Origin of the sequence: Acinetobacter sp. YH12135 (assembly GCF_013418565.1) — a bacterium.
GTDB lineage: Bacteria > Pseudomonadota > Gammaproteobacteria > Pseudomonadales > Moraxellaceae > Acinetobacter > Acinetobacter towneri.
In genome coordinates, this window is record NZ_VPBU01000020.1 from 21985 (window position 1) to 48702 (window position 26718).

27 protein-coding genes and 1 pseudogene are annotated in these 26718 nt (G+C 42.6%); 5 read left to right on the forward strand and 23 right to left on the reverse strand.

Annotated elements, in window-relative coordinates; all coding sequences use genetic code 11:
- Positions 1-156: 156 nt before the first annotated feature.
- From FTU70_RS11210 to pheS, 3 genes are all read right to left on the reverse strand, one after another.
- Positions 157-453 carry an integration host factor subunit alpha gene (locus tag FTU70_RS11210; RefSeq protein WP_004649746.1) on the reverse strand — a complete coding sequence of 99 codons (297 nt, stop codon included), beginning with the start codon at positions 451-453 and terminating at the stop codon, positions 157-159.
- Complete coding sequence (gene pheT, locus FTU70_RS11215) at positions 450-2831, reverse strand: phenylalanine--tRNA ligase subunit beta (protein ID WP_180060594.1); 2382 nt, start codon at positions 2829-2831, stop codon at positions 450-452. The genes FTU70_RS11210 and pheT overlap by 4 nt, the downstream gene beginning before the upstream one ends.
- 174 nt (positions 2832-3005) lie before the next feature.
- Entirely contained in the window at positions 3006-3986 is a 981-nt protein-coding gene (gene pheS, locus FTU70_RS11220; protein ID WP_004975156.1) for a phenylalanine--tRNA ligase subunit alpha, read from the reverse strand.
- A gap of 159 nt (positions 3987-4145) precedes the next feature.
- Here pheS and FTU70_RS11225 point away from each other — a divergent pair, with 159 nt between their 5' ends.
- On the forward strand, positions 4146-5174 hold the full coding sequence (locus FTU70_RS11225) for a hypothetical protein (protein WP_004975155.1): 1029 nt from the start codon (positions 4146-4148) through the stop codon (positions 5172-5174).
- Between the two features lie 292 nt (positions 5175-5466).
- Here the strand turns inward: FTU70_RS11225 and rplT are convergent, their stop codons facing one another.
- A complete protein-coding gene (gene rplT, locus FTU70_RS11230; RefSeq protein ID WP_004975153.1) occupies positions 5467-5826 on the reverse strand; it encodes a 50S ribosomal protein L20 in 360 nt (119 codons plus the stop codon).
- A gap of 11 nt (positions 5827-5837) precedes the next feature.
- Positions 5838-6032 (reverse strand): 50S ribosomal protein L35, encoded by a 195-nt coding sequence (gene rpmI / locus FTU70_RS11235; protein ID WP_004975152.1) that lies wholly within the window; start codon positions 6030-6032, stop codon positions 5838-5840.
- 340 nt (positions 6033-6372) lie between these two features.
- Between rpmI and FTU70_RS11240 the strand changes: the two genes are divergently transcribed.
- Positions 6373-7131, forward strand: a complete 759-nt coding sequence (locus FTU70_RS11240) for an energy transducer TonB (protein ID WP_026438356.1) — start codon at positions 6373-6375, stop codon at positions 7129-7131.
- A 28-nt stretch (positions 7132-7159) separates the two neighbouring features.
- On the opposite strand, the gene FTU70_RS11245 is transcribed toward FTU70_RS11240, so the two are convergent.
- The 8 genes and pseudogenes from FTU70_RS11245 to FTU70_RS11280 all read right to left on the reverse strand — a co-directional run bounded on the left by FTU70_RS11245 (position 7160) and on the right by FTU70_RS11280 (position 15866).
- The gene (locus tag FTU70_RS11245) at positions 7160-7588 is read right to left on the reverse strand and encodes a YqaA family protein (RefSeq protein ID WP_004975149.1); all 429 of its coding nucleotides are present in this window, start codon (positions 7586-7588) and stop codon (positions 7160-7162) included.
- A 7-nt stretch (positions 7589-7595) separates the two neighbouring features.
- Positions 7596-7880, reverse strand: coding sequence for a hypothetical protein (locus FTU70_RS11250; protein WP_004975148.1), 285 nt, complete (start codon positions 7878-7880; stop codon positions 7596-7598).
- 72 nt (positions 7881-7952) lie between these two features.
- Positions 7953-8570, reverse strand: coding sequence for a glutathione S-transferase N-terminal domain-containing protein (locus tag FTU70_RS11255; protein WP_004975146.1), 618 nt, complete (start codon positions 8568-8570; stop codon positions 7953-7955).
- Positions 8571-8780: 210 nt separating this feature from the next.
- Entirely contained in the window at positions 8781-9329 is a 549-nt protein-coding gene (gene infC, locus FTU70_RS11260; protein WP_096902435.1) for a translation initiation factor IF-3, read from the reverse strand.
- Between the two features lie 5 nt (positions 9330-9334).
- Positions 9335-11257, reverse strand: coding sequence for a threonine--tRNA ligase (thrS, locus tag FTU70_RS11265; RefSeq protein WP_004975142.1), 1923 nt, complete (start codon positions 11255-11257; stop codon positions 9335-9337).
- Positions 11258-11445: 188 nt separating this feature from the next.
- On the reverse strand, positions 11446-12615 hold the full coding sequence (locus FTU70_RS11270) for an alanine racemase (RefSeq protein ID WP_180060595.1): 1170 nt from the start codon (positions 12613-12615) through the stop codon (positions 11446-11448).
- A gap of 58 nt (positions 12616-12673) precedes the next feature.
- A complete protein-coding gene (locus FTU70_RS11275) occupies positions 12674-13957 on the reverse strand; it encodes a D-arabinono-1,4-lactone oxidase (protein WP_167846245.1) in 1284 nt (427 codons plus the stop codon).
- A 191-nt stretch (positions 13958-14148) separates the two neighbouring features.
- Positions 14149-15866: pseudogene (locus FTU70_RS11280) on the reverse strand (neutral/alkaline non-lysosomal ceramidase N-terminal domain-containing protein).
- 121 nt (positions 15867-15987) lie between these two features.
- On the opposite strand from FTU70_RS11280, the gene FTU70_RS11285 reads away from it, so the two are divergent.
- Together FTU70_RS11285 and FTU70_RS11290 are read left to right on the forward strand one after the other, a co-directional pair.
- On the forward strand, positions 15988-17016 hold the full coding sequence (locus tag FTU70_RS11285) for an AraC family transcriptional regulator (RefSeq protein ID WP_004975134.1): 1029 nt from the start codon (positions 15988-15990) through the stop codon (positions 17014-17016).
- 202 nt (positions 17017-17218) lie between these two features.
- On the forward strand, positions 17219-18865 hold the full coding sequence (locus FTU70_RS11290) for an acyl-CoA synthetase (RefSeq protein ID WP_131260752.1): 1647 nt from the start codon (positions 17219-17221) through the stop codon (positions 18863-18865).
- 107 nt (positions 18866-18972) lie between these two features.
- On the opposite strand, the gene yjgA is transcribed toward FTU70_RS11290, so the two are convergent.
- From yjgA to mazG, 9 genes are all read right to left on the reverse strand, one after another.
- On the reverse strand, positions 18973-19506 hold the full coding sequence (gene yjgA, locus FTU70_RS11295; protein ID WP_167846246.1) for a ribosome biogenesis factor YjgA: 534 nt from the start codon (positions 19504-19506) through the stop codon (positions 18973-18975).
- 2 nt (positions 19507-19508) lie between these two features.
- Positions 19509-19778, reverse strand: a complete 270-nt coding sequence (locus FTU70_RS11300; RefSeq protein ID WP_026438354.1) for an HPr family phosphocarrier protein — start codon at positions 19776-19778, stop codon at positions 19509-19511.
- The gene (gene rapZ / locus FTU70_RS11305) at positions 19775-20626 is read right to left on the reverse strand and encodes an RNase adapter RapZ (RefSeq protein ID WP_154320378.1); all 852 of its coding nucleotides are present in this window, start codon (positions 20624-20626) and stop codon (positions 19775-19777) included. The genes FTU70_RS11300 and rapZ overlap by 4 nt, the downstream gene beginning before the upstream one ends.
- A 24-nt stretch (positions 20627-20650) precedes the next feature.
- Positions 20651-21496: a pantoate--beta-alanine ligase gene (gene panC, locus FTU70_RS11310; protein ID WP_131260754.1), complete on the reverse strand. Its 846-nt coding sequence runs from the start codon at positions 21494-21496 to the stop codon at positions 20651-20653.
- Position 21497: 1 nt separating this feature from the next.
- Complete coding sequence (gene panB, locus FTU70_RS11315; protein WP_004975120.1) at positions 21498-22307, reverse strand: 3-methyl-2-oxobutanoate hydroxymethyltransferase; 810 nt, start codon at positions 22305-22307, stop codon at positions 21498-21500.
- A 49-nt stretch (positions 22308-22356) separates the two neighbouring features.
- The gene (folK, locus tag FTU70_RS11320; RefSeq protein ID WP_004975118.1) at positions 22357-22845 is read right to left on the reverse strand and encodes a 2-amino-4-hydroxy-6-hydroxymethyldihydropteridine diphosphokinase; all 489 of its coding nucleotides are present in this window, start codon (positions 22843-22845) and stop codon (positions 22357-22359) included.
- On the reverse strand, positions 22842-24308 hold the full coding sequence (gene pcnB, locus FTU70_RS11325; protein WP_180060596.1) for a polynucleotide adenylyltransferase PcnB: 1467 nt from the start codon (positions 24306-24308) through the stop codon (positions 22842-22844). Before pcnB ends, folK begins: the two co-directional genes overlap by 4 nt.
- 129 nt (positions 24309-24437) lie before the next feature.
- Positions 24438-24905: a ComEA family DNA-binding protein gene (locus FTU70_RS11330; protein ID WP_004975114.1), complete on the reverse strand. Its 468-nt coding sequence runs from the start codon at positions 24903-24905 to the stop codon at positions 24438-24440.
- 16 nt (positions 24906-24921) lie between these two features.
- Positions 24922-25683 (reverse strand): nucleoside triphosphate pyrophosphohydrolase, encoded by a 762-nt coding sequence (gene mazG, locus FTU70_RS11335; protein WP_004975111.1) that lies wholly within the window; start codon positions 25681-25683, stop codon positions 24922-24924.
- Between the two features lie 107 nt (positions 25684-25790).
- Here mazG and FTU70_RS11340 point away from each other — a divergent pair, with 107 nt between their 5' ends.
- Positions 25791-26564, forward strand: a complete 774-nt coding sequence (locus FTU70_RS11340; RefSeq protein WP_104853255.1) for an SDR family oxidoreductase — start codon at positions 25791-25793, stop codon at positions 26562-26564.
- Positions 26565-26623: 59 nt separating this feature from the next.
- Here the strand turns inward: FTU70_RS11340 and FTU70_RS11345 are convergent.
- Positions 26624-26718 (reverse strand): transposase domain-containing protein (locus tag FTU70_RS11345; protein WP_046889966.1); only part of this gene is annotated, 95 nt, incomplete at its 5' end.

The window sequence follows — 26718 nt, forward strand, 5'->3', positions numbered from 1 at the left end:
GCTCAATTCTTAGGTAGCGTCTTGTTCAGCTCTACAGTGTTTTCATTCATATCCATAGTTTGATTCAAGTCTCTCAATTGCAAGATCAATCACTATGTCTTGCTAAATCACAGCGTCTTTCTAAAATCTCTTATAAAAAGCATAAAAAAAAGCAGATCAATCGATCTGCTCATTTCCCACACGCTGGCGGAATTTCTGCCCTGCGCGGAATGTGACTACACGGCGGGCTGAAATTGGAATTTCTTCGCCTGTTTTCGGGTTGCGACCAGGTCGTTGACGTTTATCACGTAACTCGAAGTTCCCAAACCCTGAAAGTTTAACTTGCTCGCCAGAGATCAGTGCTTGGCTGATCTCATCAAAAAATAACTCGACCATTTGTTTCGCTTCACGGCGGTTTAAACTCGTGAGCTCACTTAAATGATCAGCCATTTCTGCTTTTGTTAATGCTGTCATGAAGCCCTCAATGTCGCTTGGTAAGTGTTTTCCAACACTTGCAGAATGTTATCCATACCAGATTTAATTTCAGCATCTTCAAGTGTACGTGTTGGATGTTGCCATAACAGAGCAAAAGCCAAAGAACGCTTGCCTTGTTCAACACCTTGTCCAGTATACACATCGAATAACCAAGTTGAGTCTAACAGCGCTCCACCCGTTTTTTCAATAAGTTGCTGAATTTCGCTTACATTTATCTTATCACTAATTAAAAGCGCAATATCACGTCTAACCGATGGAAAACGTGATAATTCTGTAAAATTAGATACATAAGTTTGCAAAACTGCTGTTTGATCGAGTTCTGCTACCCAAGCCGTGCCTAAATCCAGCTCATCTTCTAAAGATGGATGTAAACGACCAAAGTAACCAATAGACTGACCATCTACCAAAATTTCAGCAGATTGTCCAGGATGCAACCAAGTACGCTCTGAACGAACATACTCTACCTGCACACGACCTGCAGCTAAAATTTCTTCAATATCGCCTTTAAAATCGAAGAAATCCATAGGCTGAGCTTTAGCATGCCAAGATTCTGCATGTTTAGCACCCACCGCAATCAATGCCAAAGTTGGAATTTGCTTCAAGTCATGAATGCTTGCTGCATGTTGATAATCAAAACGTAAACCCAACTCAAAGAAACGCACACGGTTTTGTTGACGATTCACGTTGTACTGAACGCATGGAATTAAGCTGGATAACAACGTTGAGCGCATTACTGCCAAATCGCTTGAAATTGGATTCGCCAATGCCAACGGATTCACTGCAGGGTTTAATTGTTTTTCCAATTTTGCATCGGCAAAGCTAAAACTAATTGCTTCTTGATAACCTAAAGTCACTGCGGTTTGACGTAATTGCGCAACTTCAAACTGATCTTGGTATTTTGCTAATTGCACATCAATCACAGGCAAACTGATTTGAATGTTGTCATAACCGTGAATACGAGCAACTTCTTCAATTAAGTCTTGGTAAATTGCCATATCAAAACGATGTGATGGTGGTACAACGCTCCACTGACCTTCAGCTTGAACAGTAACTTCGCAGCCTAAACGAGTTAAAGCATCGGTAATAAATGTAGCATCAACGTGATAACCCAAGAGCTGATCGATTTGCGCTTGATTTAACGCAATTGCTTCACGTGTTGGCAATTGTGCTGCTTGTTCTGCCACTGTAATTGGACCAAATTCGCCGCCAGCAAATTCTGCAATCAGTTGTGATGCACGGTTCATCGCCAATAATGGCAATTCAAAATCGACACCACGTTCATAACGCTGTGAGGCATCGGTATGCAAACCATAACGACGTGCACGACCTGCGATATGCAATGGTGCAAAGAAAGCGGATTCAAGGAAAATTTCTGTGGTTTCATCACTTACCGCAGAAGATAAACCACCCATGATGCCCGCCATCGCCAATACTTTTGCGTCATCGGCAATCACCATCACATCATCTTGCAGCTCAACTTCTTGCTCGTTTAACAGCACCAATTTTTCTGCTGCAGTCGCTTGACGAACTTGAATGCCACCTTGAATTTTAGCACCATCAAAAGCGTGCATTGGCTGACCCAATTCAATCAAGACATAGTTGGTAATATCAACCAAAATACTGTGCTGACGGATACCTGAACGTGCCAACGCGCGCTCCATCCACTCAGGTGTAGCGGCTTTGGTATTTACATTTTTAATCACACGACCTAAATAACGTGGGCAGCCTTCCGTCAAACTTTGTACAGTTTTTTCATCCTGAATAGTTGCCGCTACTGCCTGAATGTCAGGTGTATTCACTGGCAATTGGTTAATCACCCCAATTTCACGGGCAATACCACGAATACTGAAACAATCACCACGGTTTGGAGTAATACTGATATCAATGACATGGTCATCTAGATCAAGATATTCACGTACATTCACACCTACAGGTGCATCTGCAGGCAGTTCCAATAAACCATCAAGTTTATCTTCAAGGTCAATTTCTGATGCGCCGCAGAGCATCCCTTGTGATTCCACACCACGCAGTTTGCCTTTTTTGATTTTAAAGTCGCCTGGCAATACCGCACCAATGGTTGCCACAGGTGCTTTCATACCTACACGCACGTTTGGCGCACCACACACAATCTGCAACGGCTCACCTGAACCAATATTTACCGTAGTCACACGTAAACGATCTGCATCTGGATGCTGTTCAACCGTTAAGACTTCACCCACCACAACGCCTGTAAATGGCTTTGCTGCTGGTGACATATCATCAACTTCTAGACCCAGCATCGTGAGTTGATTCGATAAAGTATCGCTGTCAATGGCTGGGTTAACCCACGTGCGTAGCCAATTTTCGCTAATTTTCATACATTCATTTCCTGAATCTCCCCTAACCCCTCTTTAACAAAGAGGGGAATTCCCACACTTCTATTTATTTCGCGTAAGTCCCCCTTTTACAAAGGGGGATTTAGGGGGATTTTTAAAATTTAAAAATAATCTCTTTTCCCTCTCCTAATTTTAGGAAAGGTTGTTTAAAAAGTTTTAAGCAAACTGGCGCAAGAAACGCACATCATTTTGGTAGAACATACGCAAGTCATTGATGCCATAACGCAACATCGCAAAACGCTCTACCCCTAAACCGAAGGCAAAACCTTTATATTTTTCTGGGTCGATGCCTGAAGCGCGTAACACGTTTGGATGCACCATGCCGCAGCCCAAAACTTCCAACCAGCGACCACGTTCATCCATAATATCCACTTCAGCACTTGGCTCTGTGAATGGGAAATAAGATGGGCGGAAACGTACTTTTAAGTCTTTTTCAAAGAATTCATTTAATAAGTTAATCAACAAACCTTTGAGTTCTGCAAAACTGGTATTTTCTGCGACGTATAAGCCTTCAATTTGATGGAACATTGGTGAGTGTGTTTGGTCTGAGTCACAGCGATACACACGACCAGGACAAACAATACGAATAGGCGGCTGTTGATTTTCCATGGTGCGAATTTGTACGCCCGACGTGTGGGTACGCAATAAATGATTCACATCAAAATAGAAAGTATCGTGCATGGCACGCGCAGGGTGATGTCCTGGAATATTCAACGCTTCAAAGTTGTGATAGTCATCTTCAACTTCTGGGCCCGTTGCCACGGTAAAACCTGCTTTGGTAAAGAATTGGCAAATACGTTCCTGTACCTGCGTAACTGGGTGAATACTGCCGATGCTTTGACCACGACCTGGCAAAGTAATATCAACGGTTTCATTCGCCAGTTTTTGTGCCAAAGCCGCTTGTTGTAATTCAGTTTGACGCGCAGTTAATGCCGCATTGATTGCTTCACGCACAGCATGAATTTGTGCACCAAATTCTTTACGCTGTTCAGGGTCCATTTTACCCAGTGCTTTGGATTGTTCCGCAAGCTGGCTTTTTTTCCCCGTAAATTGCACTCGCACCTGGTCGAGTGTAGCAAGGTCCTCTGCTGCTGCAATTGCAGCGAGCGCTTCATTGGTCAGGGCTTCCAGTGACATAGTAACTCTCAAAAGCAACAATTTAGAAATAATTTAAAAACCCCGTATTCTAACAGTTTTTAGTCGCTTTGATGAAGCTTCGATGTAATGAAAATTAGATTAGCATCTTGAAATACAAAAAGTATAAGATAAAGCCAATCACCACGAGATCTCAACATTATGGCGCTCGATCAGATTTGGAAACAGCAACTTGCCCTTGTGACTTATGGCAATGAATATTTGGCTCAAGATTTAAGTTTTAATCATTGGCTCAAGCATCAAGTGTTTAACCAGCATCAAATTCAGTTTCGTGATTTATTGTCACAACATTTACTGGCACAACACTTTCAAATCTGGTTAGAGCATCTTAAACAACAAGGTGTGCGACGTTTAAGCCTACATCAGGCAAGTATTTTAAATGATGAAAAAAACCCCAATCCAAATGTAGAGTTATTGCCTTTTGCACACTTTATTGTGAGTCACGAGGCACAGCACAAATCTGCTTGGATTTTCGGAAAAGAGCTTGCAGAATGGTATACCGCAGAACAAGATTATATGGCGCCTGTTTCCCAACAGAGCGAGCTACGTCAAGAAGTCATGTGGCGTTATCAATTAAATCACAAACTTGCCAGACAGCTCGATACAGATTTTGCCTCTCCAAACTGGGATGAAATTGATCGCTTTATTCGCTCCGAGTTATTTTTAAATCCTTGTGCTACAGAGTTTGTTGAACCAGAGCAAAGCGCTAAACCTTATTTCGGTGTAGATCTTACTCAAAACGCAACTGAAAGCATGTACCCAACTTTGGCGTTAATTCCCGCAGACTACCCTGCTGCCTATGCACATCAGATGCTGTATCGTTTAGATGCACTGGATCAACACATTCAGAATAAAATCCAGCATCCTTATCATGCCGATGGCACAGAACTTGAACCAAGCGAACAACTCAATTTACGTCATTTTTCTCAGAAACTTGAAGATTTACACGCCAAATTTATCACCAAGGTTGCGAACCATTATCAGACCGCACAGCTCACGCCAGTGCAAACACCTGATCCTTTTGAATCAACGCCTAGCCAAGTACAAAACATCGCTTCACCACAAATACCAACACCTGCAGCTACGCATAAAGTGGGTACATCTGCCGTGATTAAATTGATTTTAATGACTGTGGTTATTTGTGCAGCTGCCTATTATTTTGGTTTATAAGCTTAGGGGCTGTTGACAATTCGTCTATGTTTGCGACAACGCATATTTTTTAGCTGATATAAGGCATGGGACAGGAAATTTAGTCATTCTAAATGACCGGCACATAACGCAATAGCAGCAAAAAATATGCTTGTCCTTCGCTGCGCCTTCCGCTGCAAACAAAGCAGTGCTTGTTTTTGCTCAGGCTGTGGCTAAAAATTTCTCAGATTGAGTTATGAAACTTGGCAGAGACCCTAAATTTCAGGCATAAAAAAAGACCGCAAATGCGGTCTTTCTTTTAAGTCATAAAGACTTATGCAGCTAATGCATCTTTAGCTTTTGTAGCTAAAGCAGCAAATGCAACTGCGTCATGCATAGCGATGTCAGCAAGTACGCGACGGTCGATAATCACTTGTGCTTTTTTCAAGCCAGCGATCATACGGCTGTATGATAAACCATTTTGACGAGCGCCCGCATTGATACGCGCAATCCATAAAGCACGGAATTGACGTTTCTTTTGACGACGGTCACGGTAAGCGTATTGACCTGCTTTGATTACCGCTTGGAACGCTACGCGATATACGCGTGAACGAGCACCATAGTAACCTTTAGCACGAGCAAGAATTTTTTTATGACGGCGATGAGCCTGTACACCACGTTTTACACGAGCCATTTATAATCTCCTTAGATGTATGGGCACATAGCACGAACAGCAGCAACGTCACTCACGTGAACCATTACACAGCCGCGCAATTGACGGATACGTTTAGCAGATTTTTTGGTCAAAATGTGGCGTTTGAACGCTTGTTTACGCTTGAAACCGTTAGCAGTCGCTTTGAAACGTTTAGCTGCACCACGGCGAGTTTTTAACTTAGCCATAACAACCTCTTTAAACACCTGTTCGGCACGTCTGCACCATTGCAAAAACGACCTGCAGGTAAGGGAGCGAGTATTCTAAAGCATCTTTGCTTAAAACAAAAGCATATTGGCTAAATAAAAAATGATCATTACCTCACTCATTTGCCGTAATTCAACTCAGGAAAAAATACTGGAATTGTGAACACCCACTACAATTCAAAATAAAGCTAAAGCTCTGTCAAAAATTGTGCAGATCAACACCCTAAAAACTTGCAATAAGTTGCGGATTACCCTTGCGATTATCCACAATTCCATCAATACTTCGCCTCGTCTTGTGTGAGATAAAAAAGACCGTAATATGATGAAAACATCTTTATATATAACTCTATTGCTTGGACTCAGTGCGACGCATCTTTTTGCAAAACCACCGCAGCAGAAATCGACACCAAAAGCCACACTCGAAGTACAAAAAAGTGCTGCCTTGCCTGCTCATCTCACCACACGCTTAGCATGGCGCAAGTTTCCACAACCCAAATATAAAAATGAAGATTTAAATCAACAAAACCGAGCTGCAATTGTGCGTATTTATGCAGATGAAACCGGCAAAATCAGTCAAGCCACTATTCAAGAAAGTACAGGGCTGAAAAAATTAGATGATGCCTTATTACAAGCGGTTCGCACTGCTGAAATTCAACCGACCTATGTAGAAGATACTGCCGTACCGACCATTGGTTTTCAAAGCTTTAATTTAAGATTTCAGGATAACCAGCACGAAGATTGCCAGTTTGATTTTCAATCTAAACAATGGTTAGCACAGCAACAACAGCAAAAAGTTCAATTTAAGTATCGTAGTCAACCACAATTAAACTTAAGTGCGGAAGATTTAAAAAATCACTCACGTAAGTTAAAGTTTCAATTCAAAGTAAATAAGCATGGCGAAGTGAAACGTGTGAAATTGACACAAGGTTCGGGACAATACGCACTTGATCAACAAGTTTTAGCTGCAGTGAAAGCTGCTCAAGTAGATGTACCGCGTCAATTTTGGCTGTATAAAAAGTCAAAATTAAAAGATGAAATTTATTTTGATTTAAACACGTGTGATGCTCAAGAACAGTCATAAGTGTCTATAGATAATAGGGGTTGCTTGCTTAAACCCATGTATAAACAAAATAAATAAACAGATAACGCCCGATTTTGGCTAGACTCACCATCAACACAAAACGGGCAAAATGTTCTTTCATTAAACCTGCAATCAGCGTAATTGGATCACCAATAATCGGCACCCAACTGAGCAGTAAAGACCAAAACCCATATTTGGCGTAGGTGTGCTGTGCTTTTTCTAATTGTGTAGCCGAAACAGGAAACCACTTTTTATCTTTATAATGTTCGATCTTGAGTCCCAAATACCAGTTCACACAAGAACCTAAAATATTGCCTAGACTGGCAATGCTAATCAGCCAAATGGGTGCATAGCTGCCTTCATATAACAGCCCCAACAACACAGCTTCGGACTGTAAAGGCAATAAAGTTGCCGCACCAAATGCAGATAAAAATAAACCAAACAGCGTCCAAAGCATAGACGATTTAAAGCCCTAAAGCCTGCTTGGTTTTACGATATTCCCAGTTCGCCCAAACAATACTAAGCAAAATAAGTGCCGCACGTGCCCATGTATAACGCTGAGTAACAGGCTCAATCGCAGCACGTAAAACCTGTTGATCTGTGCTATTTAAAGCCGCAATCATATTCTGCACATGAAATGCTTCGATCACAAATAAGATCAAGCAAGACACAATGCCCAAAATAATGCTCCAATACACTTTGGCATTTTGCTCAACAATCTTGGTAAAGTTTAAAAAAAATTCTTGCATAGCTCATCCAATAAAAAAGCCACCTGAAAAAGTGAGGTATCAGGTGGCTGGCATCTTAGCATAAAAGTAGATTTAAACTTGAATCGCGAGTGCTTTCTGCACTGCAGGGCGCGCAGTCAGCCGTGTAATATAGTCTTGTACATACGGATAATCTTCCAGCGAAATATTTTGCCAGTCATGACGTAACGCCCACGGCAAAATAGCCATATCAGCAATTGAATATTCGCCCGCCACGTACTTTTGCCCCATCAACTGCTTATTTAACACGCCATACAAACGCTTGGATTCATTGATATAGCGTTCAATCGCATAAGGAATTTTCTCTGGTGCATAACGGCTAAAATGATGATTCTGTCCTAACATTGGCCCAAAACCACCCATTTGCCACATGAGCCACTGCTCTACTTCAACACGCTCCTGTTCATCGGTAGGATAAAACATGCCAGTTTTGCGCCCTAGATATTGCAAAATTGCACCCGACTCAAACACAGAGATTGGCTCACCACGCGGACCGTTCTGATCGACAATTGCAGGAATTTTATTATTGGGCGAAATTTTTAAAAAATCTGGCTGAAATTGATCATCTTCTGAAATATTGATGGGGAAAATTTGATATTCCAAACCCATTTCTTCAAGTGCAATACTAATTTTATGACCGTTGGGGGTGCCCCAATAATAAAGATCAATCATGTTTTATCCTTGATTACTTTTTTTGCTTTTTGACCAGCATTCTTCTACTGCGGTTTTAGTTATAGCATGTTTTTAAGCGTTTGTTGCGTGTCGCTGCGTAGAGTTTTTTTATCGAATGGCATATCTCATAAACATGAAACATAGATGCTCACTTTCATCACGCAAAAAAAGCACCGCCAAGGTGCAGTGCTTCTTTTGTTCAAGATGGGATTACTTTTTCTTTTTAGGACCAAGCAACATACCCATTTGACGACCTTCCATTTTTGGTGCTTGTTCAACTACACCATATTCAATTACATCTGCTTCAACTTTTTGCAATTGAGCCAAACCTAACTGTTGGTGAGCCATTTCACGACCACGGAAGCGTAAAGTGATTTTTACCTTGTTCCCTTCTTCAAGGAATTTGATAATTGCACGTAATTTTACGTTGTAATCACCAACATCAGTCGCAGGGCGGAGCTTGATTTCTTTCACCTGTACTTGATGCTGTTTTTTCTTCGCTTCTTTCTGCTTTTGCTTTAGATCAAACAAATGCTTGTTAAAGTCCATGATTTTGCACACCGGTGGTTCGGCATTTGCCACAATTTCCACCAAGTCAAGGTCAACGCTTTCTGCTGCGCGTAAAGCATCAGCCAAGCTTACAATACCTTTTTGCTCACCATTTTCGTCTACAAGACGGACTTCTTTTGCACGAATTTCATCATTCAAAGCAGGACGGTTAGATTTTCCGCCCTGTTGATTACGGTCAGGCTGTTTAATCGCTGTTACTCCACAATATACCGGCCGCGTTCTGCGACGGCTGTTTTCACTAGGTCAATGAAAGCATCAATTGACATAGTACCCAAATTTGTTCCTGAGCGAGTACGGACGTTTACCGTTCCTTCTTCCACTTCACGGTCCCCAAGTACCAGTAAGTATGGAATACGCTCTAATGTACGCTCACGAATCTTAAAGCCGATTTTCTCATTTCTCAAGTCAGAAATAGCACGAATACCGTTTTCTTTAAGTTTTGCGACGACCTGTTCACTTGCAGCAGCTTGTGAATCGGTAATATTCATGACACAAGCTTGCACTGGCGCTAACCATGGTGGCATAAAGCCTGCATAGTGTTCAATAAGTATACCAATAAATCGTTCAAAGCTGCCAAGAATTGCGCGGTGCAACATTACAGGCTGATCACGATCATTGTCTTCAGTGACATAAGATGCCTCTAAACGCTCAGGCAAGTTAAAGTCACACTGAATTGTACCACATTGCCACACACGACCTAAGCAGTCTTTCAGTGAGAATTCAATTTTCGGGCCGTAGAACGCACCTTCACCCGGTTGTAACTCCCATTCCAGACCTGCAGCATCCAAGGCATCAGCCAAAGATTTTTCTGCCATATCCCAAAGTGCATCATCTCCCACACGTTTTTCAGGACGTGTAGACAGTTTCATTTGCACCTCTTCAAAACCGAAATCTTTATAAACATCTAAAGTCAGTTTGATGAAGTCTGCAACTTCTGGCCCAATTTGTTCTTTGGTACAGAAAATGTGGGCATCGTCTTGAGTAAAGCCACGTACGCGCATAATGCCGTGCAGTGAACCTGATGGCTCGTTACGGTGACATGAACCAAATTCTGCCAGACGAATTGGCAAATCACGATATGACTTTAGCCCTTGGTTAAAGACTTGTACGTGACATGGGCAGTTCATTGGTTTTACTGCATAGTTACGGTTTTCAGAATGGGTGGTAAACATATTGTCTGCGTAGTTGGCAGCATGTCCTGATTTTTCCCATAGCGTGAAATCGACCACTTGCGGGGTACGAATTTCTAGGTAACCGTTGTCTTGTTGTACTTTACGCATGTATTGCTCAAGTACTTGGTAAATCGTCCAACCATTTGGATGCCAAAACACCATGCCCGGCGCTTCTTCCTGCATGTGGAACAAGTCCAAAGCTTTACCAATTTTACGGTGGTCACGCTTTTCTGCTTCTTCAATACGTTTGATATACGCCGCGAGCTGCTTTTTGTCTGCCCAAGCCGTACCATAAATACGTTGTAACTGTTCGTTTTTCGCATCACCGCGCCAGTAAGCGCCAGAAATTTTGGTGAGTTTGAACGACTTTAAGAATTTAGTGTTTGGAACGTGTGGACCACGGCACATATCCAAATAGTCTTGATGATAGTACAAGCCCATTTGGGTTTCGTTTGGCATGTCTGCAATCAAACGTAATTTATATTCTTCGCCACGCGCTGTAAATTCTGCAATCACTTCATCACGCGGGGTCATTTTTTTTACAACATCATAATCTTGGTCGATGAGCTTTTTCATGCGCTCTTCGATTGCTGCCAAGTCATCTAACGTAAATGGACGTGGCATCCAAATGTCATAGTAGAAACCTTCTTCAATGACAGGACCAATCACCATTTTCGCTTCAGGAAAAAGCTGTTTTACCGCATGCCCCACCAAGTGCGCACATGAGTGACGGATAATCTCTACGCCTTCTTCATCTTTAGGCGTAATAATTTGTAGGGTTGCGTCTTCGGTAATTAAATCGCAGGCATCGACCAAACGATCATTCACACGTCCAGCAACTGTATTTTTGGCAAGACCCGGACCGATGCTTTGAGCAACTTCCATCACAGATACGGCTTGATCAAACTGTTTTTGATCGCCATTTGGCAAAGTGATAATAGGCATAGATAAAAATCCTTAAGGAGTGATGCCCCGTACCATGGAGCATATCACCGCGAGATTATGATTAAGGGAGACCCTCAAAAGATAAAAACGGTGTATAAATAAAAAGCGCCTTAAATTTTACACGGCTTGCGTACAGGTTTAAACCTTTGTGTACTAAAAAAGCCAAAGAATCGGCATTTCAGCTGTTTTTATTCCCTAAAGGTTGCCCACGGCGTGAATTGTCCATGTTGATAGGCATACACCGCTTCAAACTGTGGCAACACCGCCTCACTCTGTTGCGGGCGTAAAAATACATAATCATCTATTTGGATGCGATGCTGTTTGGGTACTTGAATCAACTCTTGATTGCTACTGCGTCCGTATAAAGCATGTGGATGACTGCTCTCAGGATAAACATAATCTGCCATCCAATAGCCACCATAAACAAAAACGGCTTGATTGGATTGTGGCAAATAGGACTGCAAACGATCTAAGCCTGGCACTAGTACCCCAGCCAATACCTTTAAAACAGGTGTTGCAATCCACAAAGCCGATTGCAAATCTGACAAGATTTTTAAATCAAAATCACTGGGTTTAAGCAATATCGAACCAAAAGCCAGATCATTACATTCACTGTGCTGACAATGCTGCATAAATGTCAGGCTACCACCACCGTTAAAACACAAGTCATCCTGCCACAACTTTGGAAAATGATGCTGAATCAGTTGTTTATAATTTCTATATTGCTGCTGTGAGTGTTGATAGGCTTTGGCTTGTGCATGAAATACATTTGGTAATTTCACCACATGCGCATCGTACCCCATCAAACCTGACAGTTTTAAATGTTGTGGATGCTGCTGAATCAATTCCAGCATTTGCATAAATCCAGCATGATCTTGCGCCCCACCACGATGCAAACCGATATCAATTTCAAGATTAATATTCAAACAAAGCTGGCGTTGTTGTGCCAAATGTAAATACTGTTGTAAACGTGCAGGTTGATCAACCAACCATTGTAAATGCAATTGGATATTCTCAGCAGACGCCATCACCTGCTGATAAAAAGCATCTACCGCACGTATTGGCATTGGCTTGCCAAACAGTACATCTGCTTGTGGAAAGTGCTGCATCACTTCATACAAATGTGGCAGATGAAACAACATAAAACGCTGCGTATTCAGACTTTGGCTTGCGTGTTGCAATATCTCCAAACACGCTAGCGATTTCACCACCAGTCGTGGTTGCAACCGTGCAGGCAAATGGGCTGCAACATAATCCAAGTTATGCTGAAAACGTGCCATATCCACAATCAGTTGCGGTGTTCCTGTACCCTGTTGCTGCAAACTGTGGGTGAGTTGCTGAAAATAATCACTTTGCATGTCACGCTCCCTAATTGAATGCTCTTATTTTGCGATTGCTTGAGTTGTTTATTGAACATCACGCTGCACTCAAACTTGGAATCGTGAAAATTTGTCTTAAATATGGATTAATCCATTTTTGCTGTGGATCAAGCTGCTCACGAAGTTGCATAAAATCATCCCATTTTGGATATAACTCACGTAATTGATCCGCTTGCATACTGTGCAATTTGCCCCAATGTGGACGTCCCTGATATTTTTGTAAAATCGGTTCAACCCATTTAAAAATATGTTGGCAATCTTGTTTATAAAATTGGTGGATTGAAATAGACACCGAATCCCGTCCATAAAAAGGACTCAGCCAAATATCATCGCCTTTGACATAGCGAAACTCGATTGGGAAAAACATGGCGACACGCTGTTGTTTCAAAACCGCCAATAATTCTTCTAAACACGCCAAACCTTGCTCGGCAGGCAATTGGTATTCCATTTCGTTAAATTTGGTATTGCGTGGCGTTGGGAAAATTTGACTCGACCAATCGACATGAGTACTCGGTTTGATAAACACGCCCAACAAAGATTGTAAATACGGATTTAACTGTGGAAAAACACGGGTTATTTCCGAACAAAAATTTAATAAACGGTCTTCTGATAACCAATATTGCGGACGAGGATCCGTCAATCCTCGGCTCTCATCTAAGGTTTTTAAAATCACCTGATCACTGTGTAAAAATGCCCAAAACTCAATATGGCGATGTTGATGCTTCCAACGGTCTATATATTGATAAATATCACTCAAGGCACATAAACGTAGCTGCTCTTTGAGTTTATAGCGCGAACGGTTTTGTAAAGTGATTTTGGTCATCACCCCAAAACTGCCCAGCGCGACCCGACCTGCCTGAAAAATTTCAGCATTGTGTTCAGGTGAACATTGCAACACCTCACCCTCTGCTGTGAGCAGTTCAAAATCAGTCACCAAAGCCGATAGACAAGGTAAATCCACACCTGTGCCATGTGTTCCTGTTGCAACCACACCTGCCAAACTCTGATGATCAATATCGCCCTGATTTTGCAGCGCCTGATGAATCGGAGCTAGACATTCACCCAGTTTGTACAGCCGAGTCCCTGCATGTAAGGTGCATTGCTGCTTTTGTGCATTAAATTGATGCACCCCCTGAATATGATCTAAATTCACCATCACATCATCGGTTGTGGCTAAGGGGCTAAAGGAATGCCCTGCTCCGACCATTCTAATTTTGTCGTGCTTTCGCACAATTTTTTTCAGTTCATCTACATTTTTCGGCTGTAAAAAGTCTGGATAGGCTGTTTGCTTTCCAGACCAGTTACTCCAACGCTGTTTCATAATCCTTCCTTTTTCTGCGTGGCATTTATTTTTATTGCAGTTTGTTTTGCGTTACTTTTTAAAGTACCGCATTAAAAAAATAGAGACACATGGATGAGATAAATGACCTCTCTATCCATATTGATTTAGATTAACCTCCTGACTAGTACATGATTTAGAATATGTTTCACATGGAACAATGTATAAAAAAACTACAATTCATTTAGCGCATTAGCTTTCAAACTGTCACGATATGTTCTTTTTTCTAATTCATCCAAAGGTACAGCGGGCGGTAATAACGATGCTGTATCGCGTTGTGGAATAGGCAAATTCAATTGCTCTGCGAAATATTGAAATTTAGTTTGCAACGCTGCCAAAGTCCACTGTCCATATAAAGTGTGACCACCTTCATAGGCTTGTTGTTGATATTCCTCGAAGGTGGTCACATAGCCCATATAATCATTGCAATATGAAGCCAACCATACTTTTTGAGTCGATTCCAATTCTTGTTGTACGGTTACTTTGAGCCGCTTAGCTGCAACAGTAGTAATTTCCCCAGGACAGCACAGCAAGGTTAAGTCGCCAATTTTAATTAATTGTAATGGCACTACATTCGGTACCAACAAGCTATGATCAATTGCGCCTACACTGGCCTGCTTGTTCATTTCTGCAATCAGTTTGTCTAAAAATTTAGGATAATGATTCAGTGGCTTGCCAAAAATGGTTTTAGAACCACATTCCAGCACAAGATCTTTGGGGCCTTGTGAGGCATATAGCTGTTGATAATAGGTATAATCTGCGGCTTGAGGATTACTCAACTTTTTCTTTTTCACTCGCTGCGCTAACCATTGCATACCTTTAAAAATCGGTTGTGCCACACCTGCACCATCTACAGGTGTTCCTGCAAAAAATGCTGCACCATGACAGGCTGCACTGGTTTTTGCATCTGTTTGCCCCATCGCAAATTCAATTGGAATTTCAATATTGCTTAAATCGACATAATGGCACACAGCATCTAAAGCTCCCATTAACGGCGTACCTCTATGTGCCAAAGCTTTCAGTGCCAATTCACTTTGATAGCGACCATTTTGCTGTGTATATTCGTATTCTTTTTCATCGCGCATTGCAGCACGTACCTGTGACTGCTCAGGGCCATGATAATGTGGAGAAACATCACCCGCTGCGGCTTGGGCAAAAATTGCCACAGGATTTTTGACCCCACGTTGTTGCAGTGCACGCTCGGTACAAAGTGCGGCATAACCTTTGTTATCACCATCATGAGCGCTTAAACGACTGCTTAAACAGGTAGCATGCACCCCAAATAAAGAAAAAACTGCCTGTAAATTACCTTCGCGATAAAAACCAAGCAATTGCATATCACGATCTAAGGCCAAATGTGCCTGTTCCAGCGTTCTACGAGATACATCAGGATTACGGTTATACGCTGTTAAAGAGCGATTCCATGCCACTGGCGTTTCTTCTGCAAAACGACCATTGCTCATATAAATATCGGTTTTTTCTGGGTCGCCAAAGCTTTGAGCACACTGCCCACAATCGCATCGACCACTGCATTTAAATGTTCAGGCACAAAACCAGGTGTGGGCATATTGTACAACGCTTCATGTGCACAACCGCCAGGTGCAGAATGAGTATGCGTTGCCATCAATACCAAACGCTGCGGCTGAAAACGCTCCCCCAGTTTACGCTGTAAACGCTGTATCGCTAAATGACGCATGGCATAGGTCACACACCCCATATCCAGACAGCAAAAAATTAATAAGTCATTGTCTAAGGTTTGAATACAAATACTGCGGGCAAATAAAGCTGTTCGTTGTTCATAGGCACGATGTTTCCAGTTGCCATAACCAAACATGGCAAGCCCTTTTGGCTGAATATGAATTTCCTGTTTATCCCAACCCACCAAATACATTGCAATCGTATTCCTTTTCATCTATACAATCAGTCATGACGCTGATCAACGCCATTAAACAAAATTGCATCACGGCAAATAAGGGTCAAAGCGACAATGGCATGGGGGGATAATCGGACTTATGTCAGCAACTTCAAACTACTTGCTGCAGCACGTGCCGCCTGCCTTATTGTCAGGTCTGATTCATTACGCCAAAGAACAACAGATCCCCTATCAACCATGGTTTCAGGGAATTTCTCAAGATCTTGATCAAATCGTCCAAGGCAATGGTTTTGTTTCATTTCAAGATATTTGCAAAGTGGTGACACGCGCCCTGCAAGACACTCAATGTGCACATTTAGGCTTAGAAATTGGACGTGACAAGGGGCTGATTTCCATGGGCATGCTCGGTTTTGCCATGGTGTCCAGTCAAAATGTTGTAGAAGCCTTACAGACAGGACTGCAGTACCATCCCATTTCAGGCAGTGTGATGGATTTGGAGTACGATTTTTCCTCGACCTCTCCTACACTGGTGATGAAAGAGCGTTATCCCACGGGGAACTTACTGCGCTTTTTTTGCGATGAAGTCCTCTCCAGTATTGTTAGCTGCTTAGACGTCATGCTTGGCAATCATCAAGATTTGGTCGAAGTGCATTTTAGTTTTGCCCAACCCGACTATTTAGAGGCTTATCAGGTGCATTATCAATGTCCTCTGCACTTTTCATCATACATGAATGCTTTGGTGTTCCGACCAGAGATTTTAGGACGCCAAATTAAAACCTCTAGTGCCGCCAATTACAGCACCGCCCTGCGTGTCTGCCAACAAGCGTATCAGGATATGCAGGCGATTAATCAACAGCAATATGCACACGTGTTGAGTTATCTAATCGAACAGCATTTACCTCAGCACTTTGATATGCACCAAGCGGCACAACATTTTCAAATGAGCGAAAGACATTTACGCAGACAATTACTTGCCGAAGGCTGCAACTTCCAAAACCTGCGCCAACACGTTTTGGAAAATAAAGCCAAACAACTGCTACAACAGCCTTTGAGCATGACTGAAATTAGCCAACAACTTGGCTTTAGTGAATTACGCGAATTTCGACGTGCATTTAAGCGTTGGACAGGTCTCAGCCCATCACTCTATAAAAGCCAAATGACAGAATAAGTTAATATTTTCCAATAAGCTACTATTTTTATTGAATAAAAAATAGCTGCTAAATTTTACTTAAACTATTTTTTAAATTTACTTACAAGCGATTCAAAACAAAAACAACAGATTTTCGACTAAAGCATAACTGCAAAGCTGCCATAAAATCCCTATCTTTTTAAGTTGGATAAAATAACGACACATATTATGGAGAATAACAATGGTCAGCGCATACGATGAATTACCGCGTACCCCTGCGAACTTTGTCGCCTTGTCCCCGTTACGTTACTTAGAACGGGCAGCTTATATTTACCCGCACCAAAACGCGATTATTCACGGTTCACGTCAAATTACCTGGCGCGAAACTTATTTGCGCTGCTGCCAATTTGCACATCAACTTCAAAATTTAGGCATCAGCAAAAATGACACTGTTTCGGTGCTGCTTCCGAATGTTCCTGCCATGCTAGAAGCACACTTTGCTGTGCCAATGGCGGGTGCAGTGCTGAACACACTAAACACTCGTTTAGATGCCAAAACACTGGCGTTTATGCTCGATCATGCAGAATCCAAAGTGCTTTTGGTTGACCCTGAATTTGCGGCTTTGGCACAAGAAGCCTTAGCGATGGTCAATCATGAAATTTACGTGATTGATGTCAACGATGCAGAATATGAGCATGCTGCCAATGCCCTTAGCATCGGACAGATTGAATACGAAACTTGGCTGGCTGCAGGTGACCCAAATTTTGAATGGCATTTGCCACAAGATGAATGGGATGCAATTAGCCTGAACTATACGTCTGGCACGACAGGCAACCCGAAAGGCGTGGTCTATCATCATCGCGGTGCCTACATTAATGCAGCCAGTAATATTATTGCCTGCGGGATGACCCCACGTGCAACCTACCTATGGACACTGCCCCTATTCCACTGTAATGGCTGGTGCTTTGCATGGACGATGGCAGCCAACGGTGGCACCAATATCTGCTTACGTAAAGTCGACCCTGAACTGATTTTTAAATTAATTGCAGAGCACAAAGTCGATTATTTCTGCGGTGCGCCAATTGTCTTGTCGATGCTCATCAACACCCCTGAGGAGAAAAAGACCCAGTTTGATCACCGTGTTGAAGTGATGGTTGCGGGTGCTGCACCGCCAGCAGCAATTATTGAAGGTATGCGCAATATTGGCATTAACGTAACTCACGTTTATGGCTTAACTGAAACCTATGGCCCATCTGCGCTGTGTGCTTCTCAAGCAGGCTGGAGCGACCTATCCATTCAAGAACAAGCACAATTACATTCGCGTCAAGGCGTGCCTTATCCGCTGCAAGATGGCATGAAAGTTTTAGACCCAGAAACCATGCAACCTGTACCAAAAGACGGCAAAACCATGGGCGAAATTATGTTCCGTGGCAATATCGTGATGAAAGGTTATTTGAAAAACCCAGAAGCCACCGCAGAAGCATTTGCAGGTGGCTGGTTCCATACGGGCGATTTAGCTGTCTGCCAACCCGATGGCTACGCCAAAATTACTGACCGCTCTAAAGATGTGATTATTTCAGGTGGTGAAAATATTTCTTCACTCGAAGTGGAAGAGGTGTTGTATCAACATCCTGCAATTTTGACTGCTGCAGTGGTGGCAAAACCAGATCCACGTTGGCAGGAAGTCCCGTGTGCCTTTATTGAACTGAAAGAAGGCAAGCAGGTCAGCCCTGAAGAAATTATTGCCTATTGCAGTCAACATTTGGCGCGTTTTAAAGTACCAAAGGATGTGGTGATTACTGAAATTCCAAAAACATCGACAGGTAAATTACAAAAATTTGTACTGCGTGAATGGGCCAAAGAGCGTTCAGTCGGTGAGTTCGGCTAAAATTTGAAAATCCTTACACATAAAAGACAATAAAAAACGACTCGTTATGAGTCGTTTTTTATTGCAATCAGACAAGCTCGCGTTTGATCACTTGGTTCTCTGATAGCTTAGTTTTCTGACAGCAAAGCCACTTGCTGCACATAGTTAAACAACTTGAGCTTAGATGCTTCAAGTTCTTCCGCAGACACTTCCTGTTTCATATCACGGTGGATACGCAACACATGCTGACGCAGCGTATGACGCTCAGCTGCTTTATAGGTTTTACTAAAATCATTAATCACAGGGTCGCCGTCTTTAATAATTCGCTCTACCCAACGCTGTAACTGTGCGGTTTTTTTCGCACCTTGCTGCGGCGTCAAATAAGACAAAATTACGCTTTCATCTTCATTACGCAACAATTTACCAATACGCTGACACTGACGACGACGTGCTTCATGTGAAGTAATACTTTGCAATTCCAGTAAAGCATCAATTAAACGCTCTTCTACTGGAAGTTTTTGAATTTGTTTAGTACTTAACTGCGCCAATTGTTCGCCAAGCGCGGCCATACGTTGTACGGCTTTTTTCTGTTCGGTTTTACTTGCACGCCCTTCTAAAGATTCAAAGTCATCTTCGGTAAAACGTTGCGGTCGACGTGCCACGATTAATCTGCCTCGTAAAATTTTGCTGCAAACAGTGCTTGAATATCAGATAAAGCTTTTTCTTCATCTGCACCATCAATCACCAAGCGTAAAGTAGTTCCCTTGCCTGCACCTAACATGAGCAAGGACATAATATTTTTGGCATCAACCAATTTGTCGCCTTTACCAATTTGGATTGACGAACGGAATTTGGTGGTCACTTCAATCAGTTTCCCAGATGCCCGTGCATGTAAACCTAGTTTATTAATTACGTCAACAGTTGTGTCAATCATGACCAGTGCTTCATTTCTCGGTGTAAGACTTGAATAGACCATTTTGCCTCAAGTGCTTTTTTTAGTCTATCAACGATATAGACAGAACGGTGTTGCCCACCCGTACAGCCAATTGAAATGGTAATGTAGTGTCGATGCCCTTCGGCAAAGGCTGGCAACCATTTTTCTAAAAACTGCTGAATGTCGTGAAACATTTCATGCGTTTGTGAACTTTGTTGCAAAAATTCCTGCACAGGGGCATCTAAGCCTGAATATTTCCTGAGCTCCAAATCCCAATGTGGATTAGGCAAATGGCGCACATCAAACACATAATCGGCATCTAAAGGAATTCCGTGCTTATAGCCAAAGGATTGTAAAATTACAATAAGATTGTCGGTTTGTCCAAGCTTAGACAACAATACGTGTTTTAGATCATGCACACTTTTGTCAGTGGTATCAATATGAACCGTAGAGCGGAACTGAATCGGCATCAACAAGTTTTTTTCTTCTTGAATACATTCATTCAAGCTTTTAAAACGGCTAGAGAGTGGATGCGGACGGCGTGATGCGCTAAAACGGGCAATCAATTCCTGATCTTGCGTGGTCAGATAAATAATATCGACTGAACCATGCTTTTGCAGTTGCTCAAATACCAAATCAAACTCTTGCAAGTCGGCACGGGTGCTGCGTACATCTACCCCCAATGCCAACTGCTCCAAGTTATTTTCCTGATCCAGTTTATCCACAATTTCGGGGAGCAATGCCAAAGGTAAATTATCAATACAGTAATAACCCAAATCTTCCAACACTTGTAATGCCGAAGATTTTCCTGAACCCGATTGACCTGTCACGATCAAAATACGTTTCATGGCATGCAACCCTTCTATTGCCAGCTATGCAGAATGTTTGACCTGCAAATTATCAATTAAACGTGTATTGCCCAATTTTGCTGCAACGAACAACACCAGATCTTCACTAAATGCTTCAATTTTCTGCAATTCTGTTGTACGCGCCTCTACATAGTCCACAACAAAGCCTGCTGCTGTCAATGTTGCTTTAATATTCGCTAACACTTGTGACAAAGTTTCACCTTGCTGTAATGCTTGTGCAGCAGCCTTTAAACTTTGATAGATTGTCGGTGCAATTTGACGCTGTTCAGCGCTCAAATACCCATTGCGTGAACTAAGTGCCAAACCATCTGCTGCACGTACAATTGGCACACCAATCACTTCTAGCGGAATATTCAAGTCACGTACAAACTGACGAATGACTGCCAGTTGTTGATAGTCTTTTTCACCAAAGAAAGCATAGTTTGGCTGTACCATATTGAATAATTTGGTCACGACCACCGCAACACCATCAAAGTGTCCAAGACGCTGCAAGCCACACAAGTCTGCCGTAATCTCACTCACTGAAATATTGGTCAAACGTGGTTTGTTACCATACATTTGCTCAACTGAAGGCGCAAAAATAATGTCGCAACCGACCTCTGCCAACAATTGGCTGTCTTGGTCTAAAGTTCGCGGATAACTGTCAAAGTCTTCATTAGGGCCAAATTGAATTGGATTGACAAAAATACTGACCACCACCACATCACATATTTTTTTCGCTTCGCGCACCAAGGTCAAATGCCCTTCGTGCAAATTGCCCATGGTCGGAACAAAACCAATGGTTTTACGCGCAGCGCGTGCAGGCTGTAATGAAGCCGCTAAGCCTTGAATTGTGGTTTCAGTTTTCATATTACAACTCGACTTGGAAAGTTTGTTCACGTGCTGGGAAAGAACCATCTTGAACTGCAGCATGATAGGCTTTAAACGCATCCAAAATGGCAGTTTCACCCGCTTGTTCTTTCATAAAGTTACGTACAAATTTTGCGACACGACCAAAAGTCAGCCCCAGCATGTCTTGCACCACTAGTACCTGACCGTCAGTGTCTGCACCTGCACCAATCCCAATCACTGGAATTTCAGGGAACAAGGCAGAAATTTCTTGACCTAGCTGTGCTGGCACACATTCTAGTAACAGAATCGCCGCGCCTGCTTCTACCACAGCTTTACAGTCAGCAATCAGTTTATCTGCAGCTTCGCGGGTACGTGCCTGTAATTTATAACCGCCAAATACATGCACCGATTGTGGCGTTAAACCTAAATGTACACAGACAGGAATACCATTACGGGTCAGTGTTGCAACGGTTTCGCTGAGCCATGCACCACCTTCCATTTTGACCATTTGTGCACCCGCTTGCATCACCTCTTTCGAGCTTTGCAATGCATCATTTAAGGTGGCATAACTCATAAATGGCAAGTCAGTCAAAATAAAAGCATGTTGATTACCACGACGCACCGCCGCAGTATGATAAGCCATATCCGCCACGCTGACAGGCAAGGTTGAGTCACGCCCCTGAATGGACATCCCCAAAGAATCGCCAATTAAAATCGTATCAATTTCAGCAATTTCCATTGCTTTCGCCATGCTTGCATCATAGCAAGTCAGGCAGGAGAATTTTCGACCTTCCGCTTTAAATTTTCTTAGGTCACTTAAACTAATCATGAAAATATTCCTCTATGGAAAAAGCATCACGCATGCTTAATTTAAAACTTTATAGCCCTGCCCAATTGCTGGCATCTACAACAGTTAAGCTCGGATGTTCAAGCAATGGCGAGTGTTTTAATAATTGTCCCTTAACGCTTAAGTTAGCATCCAAATCTAACAACGGGATGACGACAAAATCACGTTCTAACACCCCCACATGCGGTACAGTCAGACGTTCATTTTGAATGTTGGCATCAGCATAAATCAACAAGTCTAAATCTAGCGTACGCTCACCCCAATGACGTAAACGCACCCGACCCGACTCTTGTTCAAAACGCTGTAATTCATCTAACAATGCCAAGGCTTCAAGTTCGGTATCTAAACGTACCACAGCATTCAAATAATTAGGCTGATCTTGTGGCCCCATTGGTGGGCTTTGATACAGTTTAGAAGTCTGCACTTGCCCCAAAGTTGCCAGTTTTTGCACCGCTTCAGTCAAAATTTGACGCGAATCGCCCAAATTACTGCCTAAACCAATATAGGTGATGTTGCTCATTGTGTTGGCCCAAAAATCACTTGGCTTAAATCACGTTGCACACGTTTACGTTTTAAAATCGGATGATCTGCACCAATACCTGAACCGTTTGCTGTAGCAGTCAATTGCGCCCGATTTTCTTCATACTGTTTGGCTTTACGCGCACGTCGACTACGAGGCTCAGGCTCATTCACCAAGGGTTCAATCTGCATATCGGCAGCATGTGTTGCTGGTGCCACTTCAACAGGTTCTTGCGCTGTTTTACGGCGGCTCTTGGCACGTAATCGGTTATATTGGGCAATCGCACGTTCTTTTTCATCGGTGCTCATAAGCTGGTAGGCATCCCACCACTGACCCATTCCTAAAGTCGAGCTATCGCCTGCTTTTTCACGCAGTAATAAAAAGTCAAAACCTGCACGGAAACGCGCATGCCCAGACAATGCTTCAATTTGCTGTGGTTTCGGTTGCAATAAACGGGTTTGCATTTCCCAAACTTCACGAATAAAAGTTTCAGCAAAACGAGGAATAATGGTACGTGTCGCCTGACGTTTCAGTACATCTAAACCTGCTTGGGCTCGCGCTTCGGCTGCCACCACACCTTTAGAAAGATAAAAGTCACAACGCTCTAAAAACGGTTGCCACAACAGCACCGCATAGAAAAATGCAGGGTTGATGGTTTTACCAATCGTAATCCGTTGATCGGTATTTTTTGCTGCACGTTCAATAAATGAGTTGATGTCTGGCTTGATGTCGGCAAATAACTGACGCCAAATACCAAACTCAATCAACATCGGCAGGACTTTATTTAAATGTCCCATCGTAAAGAGTTTTTGCGACTCATCATATAAACGGTGTGGCGATACATCACGCAATAACTGCGTCATTTCAGGCGTAAAAATTTTAAGAATTTTTGGATCAATATTGAAATTTAATTTGGCAGCAAAACGCAAAGTACGCAGCATACGCACTGGGTCTTCTTCAAAACGTAAAGTTGGATCGCCCAATAAACGCAAGTTTCTGTGCTTTATATCATCTACGGCATTGCAAAAATCTAACACGATGCCTTTGCGTGGCTGGTAATACAACGCATTGATTGAAAAGTCACGACGGGCAAAATCTTGCTCGATTGTGCCCCAGTTATTATCGCGCAGAATCATCCCCGCCGCAGAAGTCACAGCTTTTTTCGGTGGCGCACGGAAAGTGGCCACTTCAATTAGTTCACGCCCTGCATAGACATGCGCCAGCTCAAAACGTCGTCCAATAATTCGGCAACGTCGTCCGAAAACTTCTTTCACTTGTGAGGGTGTGGCATTGGTTACGGCATCAAAATCCTTCGGATTTAGCCCTAACATTAAGTCACGAACTCCACCACCGACGATATAAGCTTCATAGCCTGCTTTGGTTAAAGCATCTAGAACATCTAAAATGGAAGAAGGTAATTGAGCGGTAGATAAACCACATTTTGACGCGCGCAAAGTTTGCAAAAGACGCTGTCTCCTACGTCTGAACGTAAAACAGATAAGATGTCGCTAATCATATCTCTAACACAATCAAAGGGCAATTTGATTCACACGCTAATTTTGCAATGTGCAGTGCTAAAATTCTGCTTGCAGCTACAATGCCAACTTGTGTTTATTCTTGGCAAATAAGGCAGGGCCAATCCCTTTGACTTGCTGAAGTTCTTCAATACTTTGAAATTTTCCATTTTGTTTTCGGTATTCCACAATCGCTTGTGCTTTTTTCCTACCCACCCCAGACAATTGCTGCAATTGTTCTAACGAAGCACTATTTAAACGCACTTGATTTGTAGGCGCACTTTGCTGAGTGGGACGCGCTAAATAATGTTCTGCGCTTGATGATGCGGTTTGAGCCGCACTTAAACGCTGATCTTGCGCGGCTTGCTGTGCTTTCCATTTTAAATAGTTTTGATCATAGCTATGCCCATTCACCTGAGCAGGCTTGGACTGCACATTTTGTGCTGTACTCCATACACTGATACTGCATAACAGCAATGCAAGCCAGTACTGCCATCCAAAAGAAAAAAAGCGAAAAGAAACTTTTAATTGCTGCGATATATTCATGCTGCCGCAAAACCTGTCATTTTAATTGTTGTTTTGCCTGCTCCCAAAGTTGATCCATTTCTTCTAAAGTCATATCTTCTATTGTTTTTTGTTGTAATTCGGCCTGATCTTCAATGTAAGCAAAGCGTGTTCTAAATTTATGAATTGTGCCCAATAATGCCAACTCACTGGACACGCCAAGTTTACGCCCAACATTGATTAAAGAAAACAAACAATCCCCTAACTCATCCTGTATTTCATCGGATTGTTGCTGTTGAATCGCCTGTTGTAATTCTTGCAATTCTTCTTCTAACTTGCCATACGCATCTTGCACGGTATGAAAGTCAAAGCCCAATTGTGCCGCATGCTGCTGAATTTGCTGTGCCTGCACCAAAGCGGGTGCATGTTTCACCTCATCTAAACGTGACTTTGCTTTACCCTGTTTTTCTTGTTGTTTGATGGTTTTCCATAAGGCAGCGACATCTTCTGCGCTAAGCTGCGCAAACTGTTCTGCCTGAAACACATGTGGATGCCGACGAATTAATTTATCGCAAATGGCTTGTACCACATCTTGAAAATCAAATGCACCTTGCTCGCTATACATTTGTGCCTGAAACACCACTTGCAACAACAAATCACCCAGCTCATCACGTACATCATCTACCTTGCCTGAACGCACTGCCGCTTCAACTTCATAAGCTTCTTCAATCGCGTATTGAGTCAAACTTTCTGGGGTTTGTTTTTGATCCCACGGGCATTGTTGACGTAACTGTTGCATGATTGAAAGCAATTGCTGCATGGGTTGTTCCTTATTTCAATTTATTGCACGAATGCACCATTTTTTTGTTATGCTCAGATGGCAAGGACGATATGCACAACAAAAATAACATCAGGGAGCAAGTTCAAATGCACAGTATCTTGATTAGTGGCGCTGCACAAGGCATTGGTGCCGCAATCGCACAATTGTTTTATCAACAAGGTTACCGTGTCGGTATTTATGATATTCATCTCGCACAAGCACAGCAATTAGCAGAACAATTGGGTGAGCGTGCACATGCAGGTTTGCTTGATGTGGCAGACTATGCCAGTTGGCAAGCTGCGTTATCCGATTTTTGCCAATGGGCAGGTGAATTGAATATTTTGGTGAATAATGCAGGAATTCTCTACTCAGGCGCATTTGAAGACACACCCATAGAAGCGCATCATCGGACTATGGCAGTGAATGTGAATGGTGTATTAAACGGTTGTCATGCGGCTTTGCCTTATTTAAAACAAGCAAGTTTTGCACGGGTGATTAACCTGTCTTCGGCATCTGCGATTTATGGACAAGCCGATTTAATTTCTTATTCTGCTTCCAAATTTGCAGTACGTGGCATTACGGAAGGTTTAGATATAGAGTGGCAAAAATACGGCATTCGGGTCTTAGATGTCATGCCGCTATTTGTACAAACTGCAATGGTGAAAGATATGGATGCAGCCACCATTCAAAACATGGGTGTGCATTTATCGACAGAAGATGTCGCCCAGGTGGTGTATCAACAAGCGACGGTTAAAGATTCGATCCTGACCAATACGCATCGTGCGGTCGGTTTAAAAGCCAAAACCCTAATGCAGCTTTCGAGTATTAGCCCACAATGGTTAAATCGTCTGTCAAATAGCTTGTTGGCGAAGCGTCATTAATTCTACATCTATCATATTTAAATTAAGTGTAAGCGTCCGCTGAATCCCATACCTATTTTTTAATTCGATTTAGGTTTCCAGCAGTGCGGCAGCAATTCTTCAATTTGGGTCACTTTGTGTGTCGGTAACCTTTTCAGCACATCACTTAAATAGG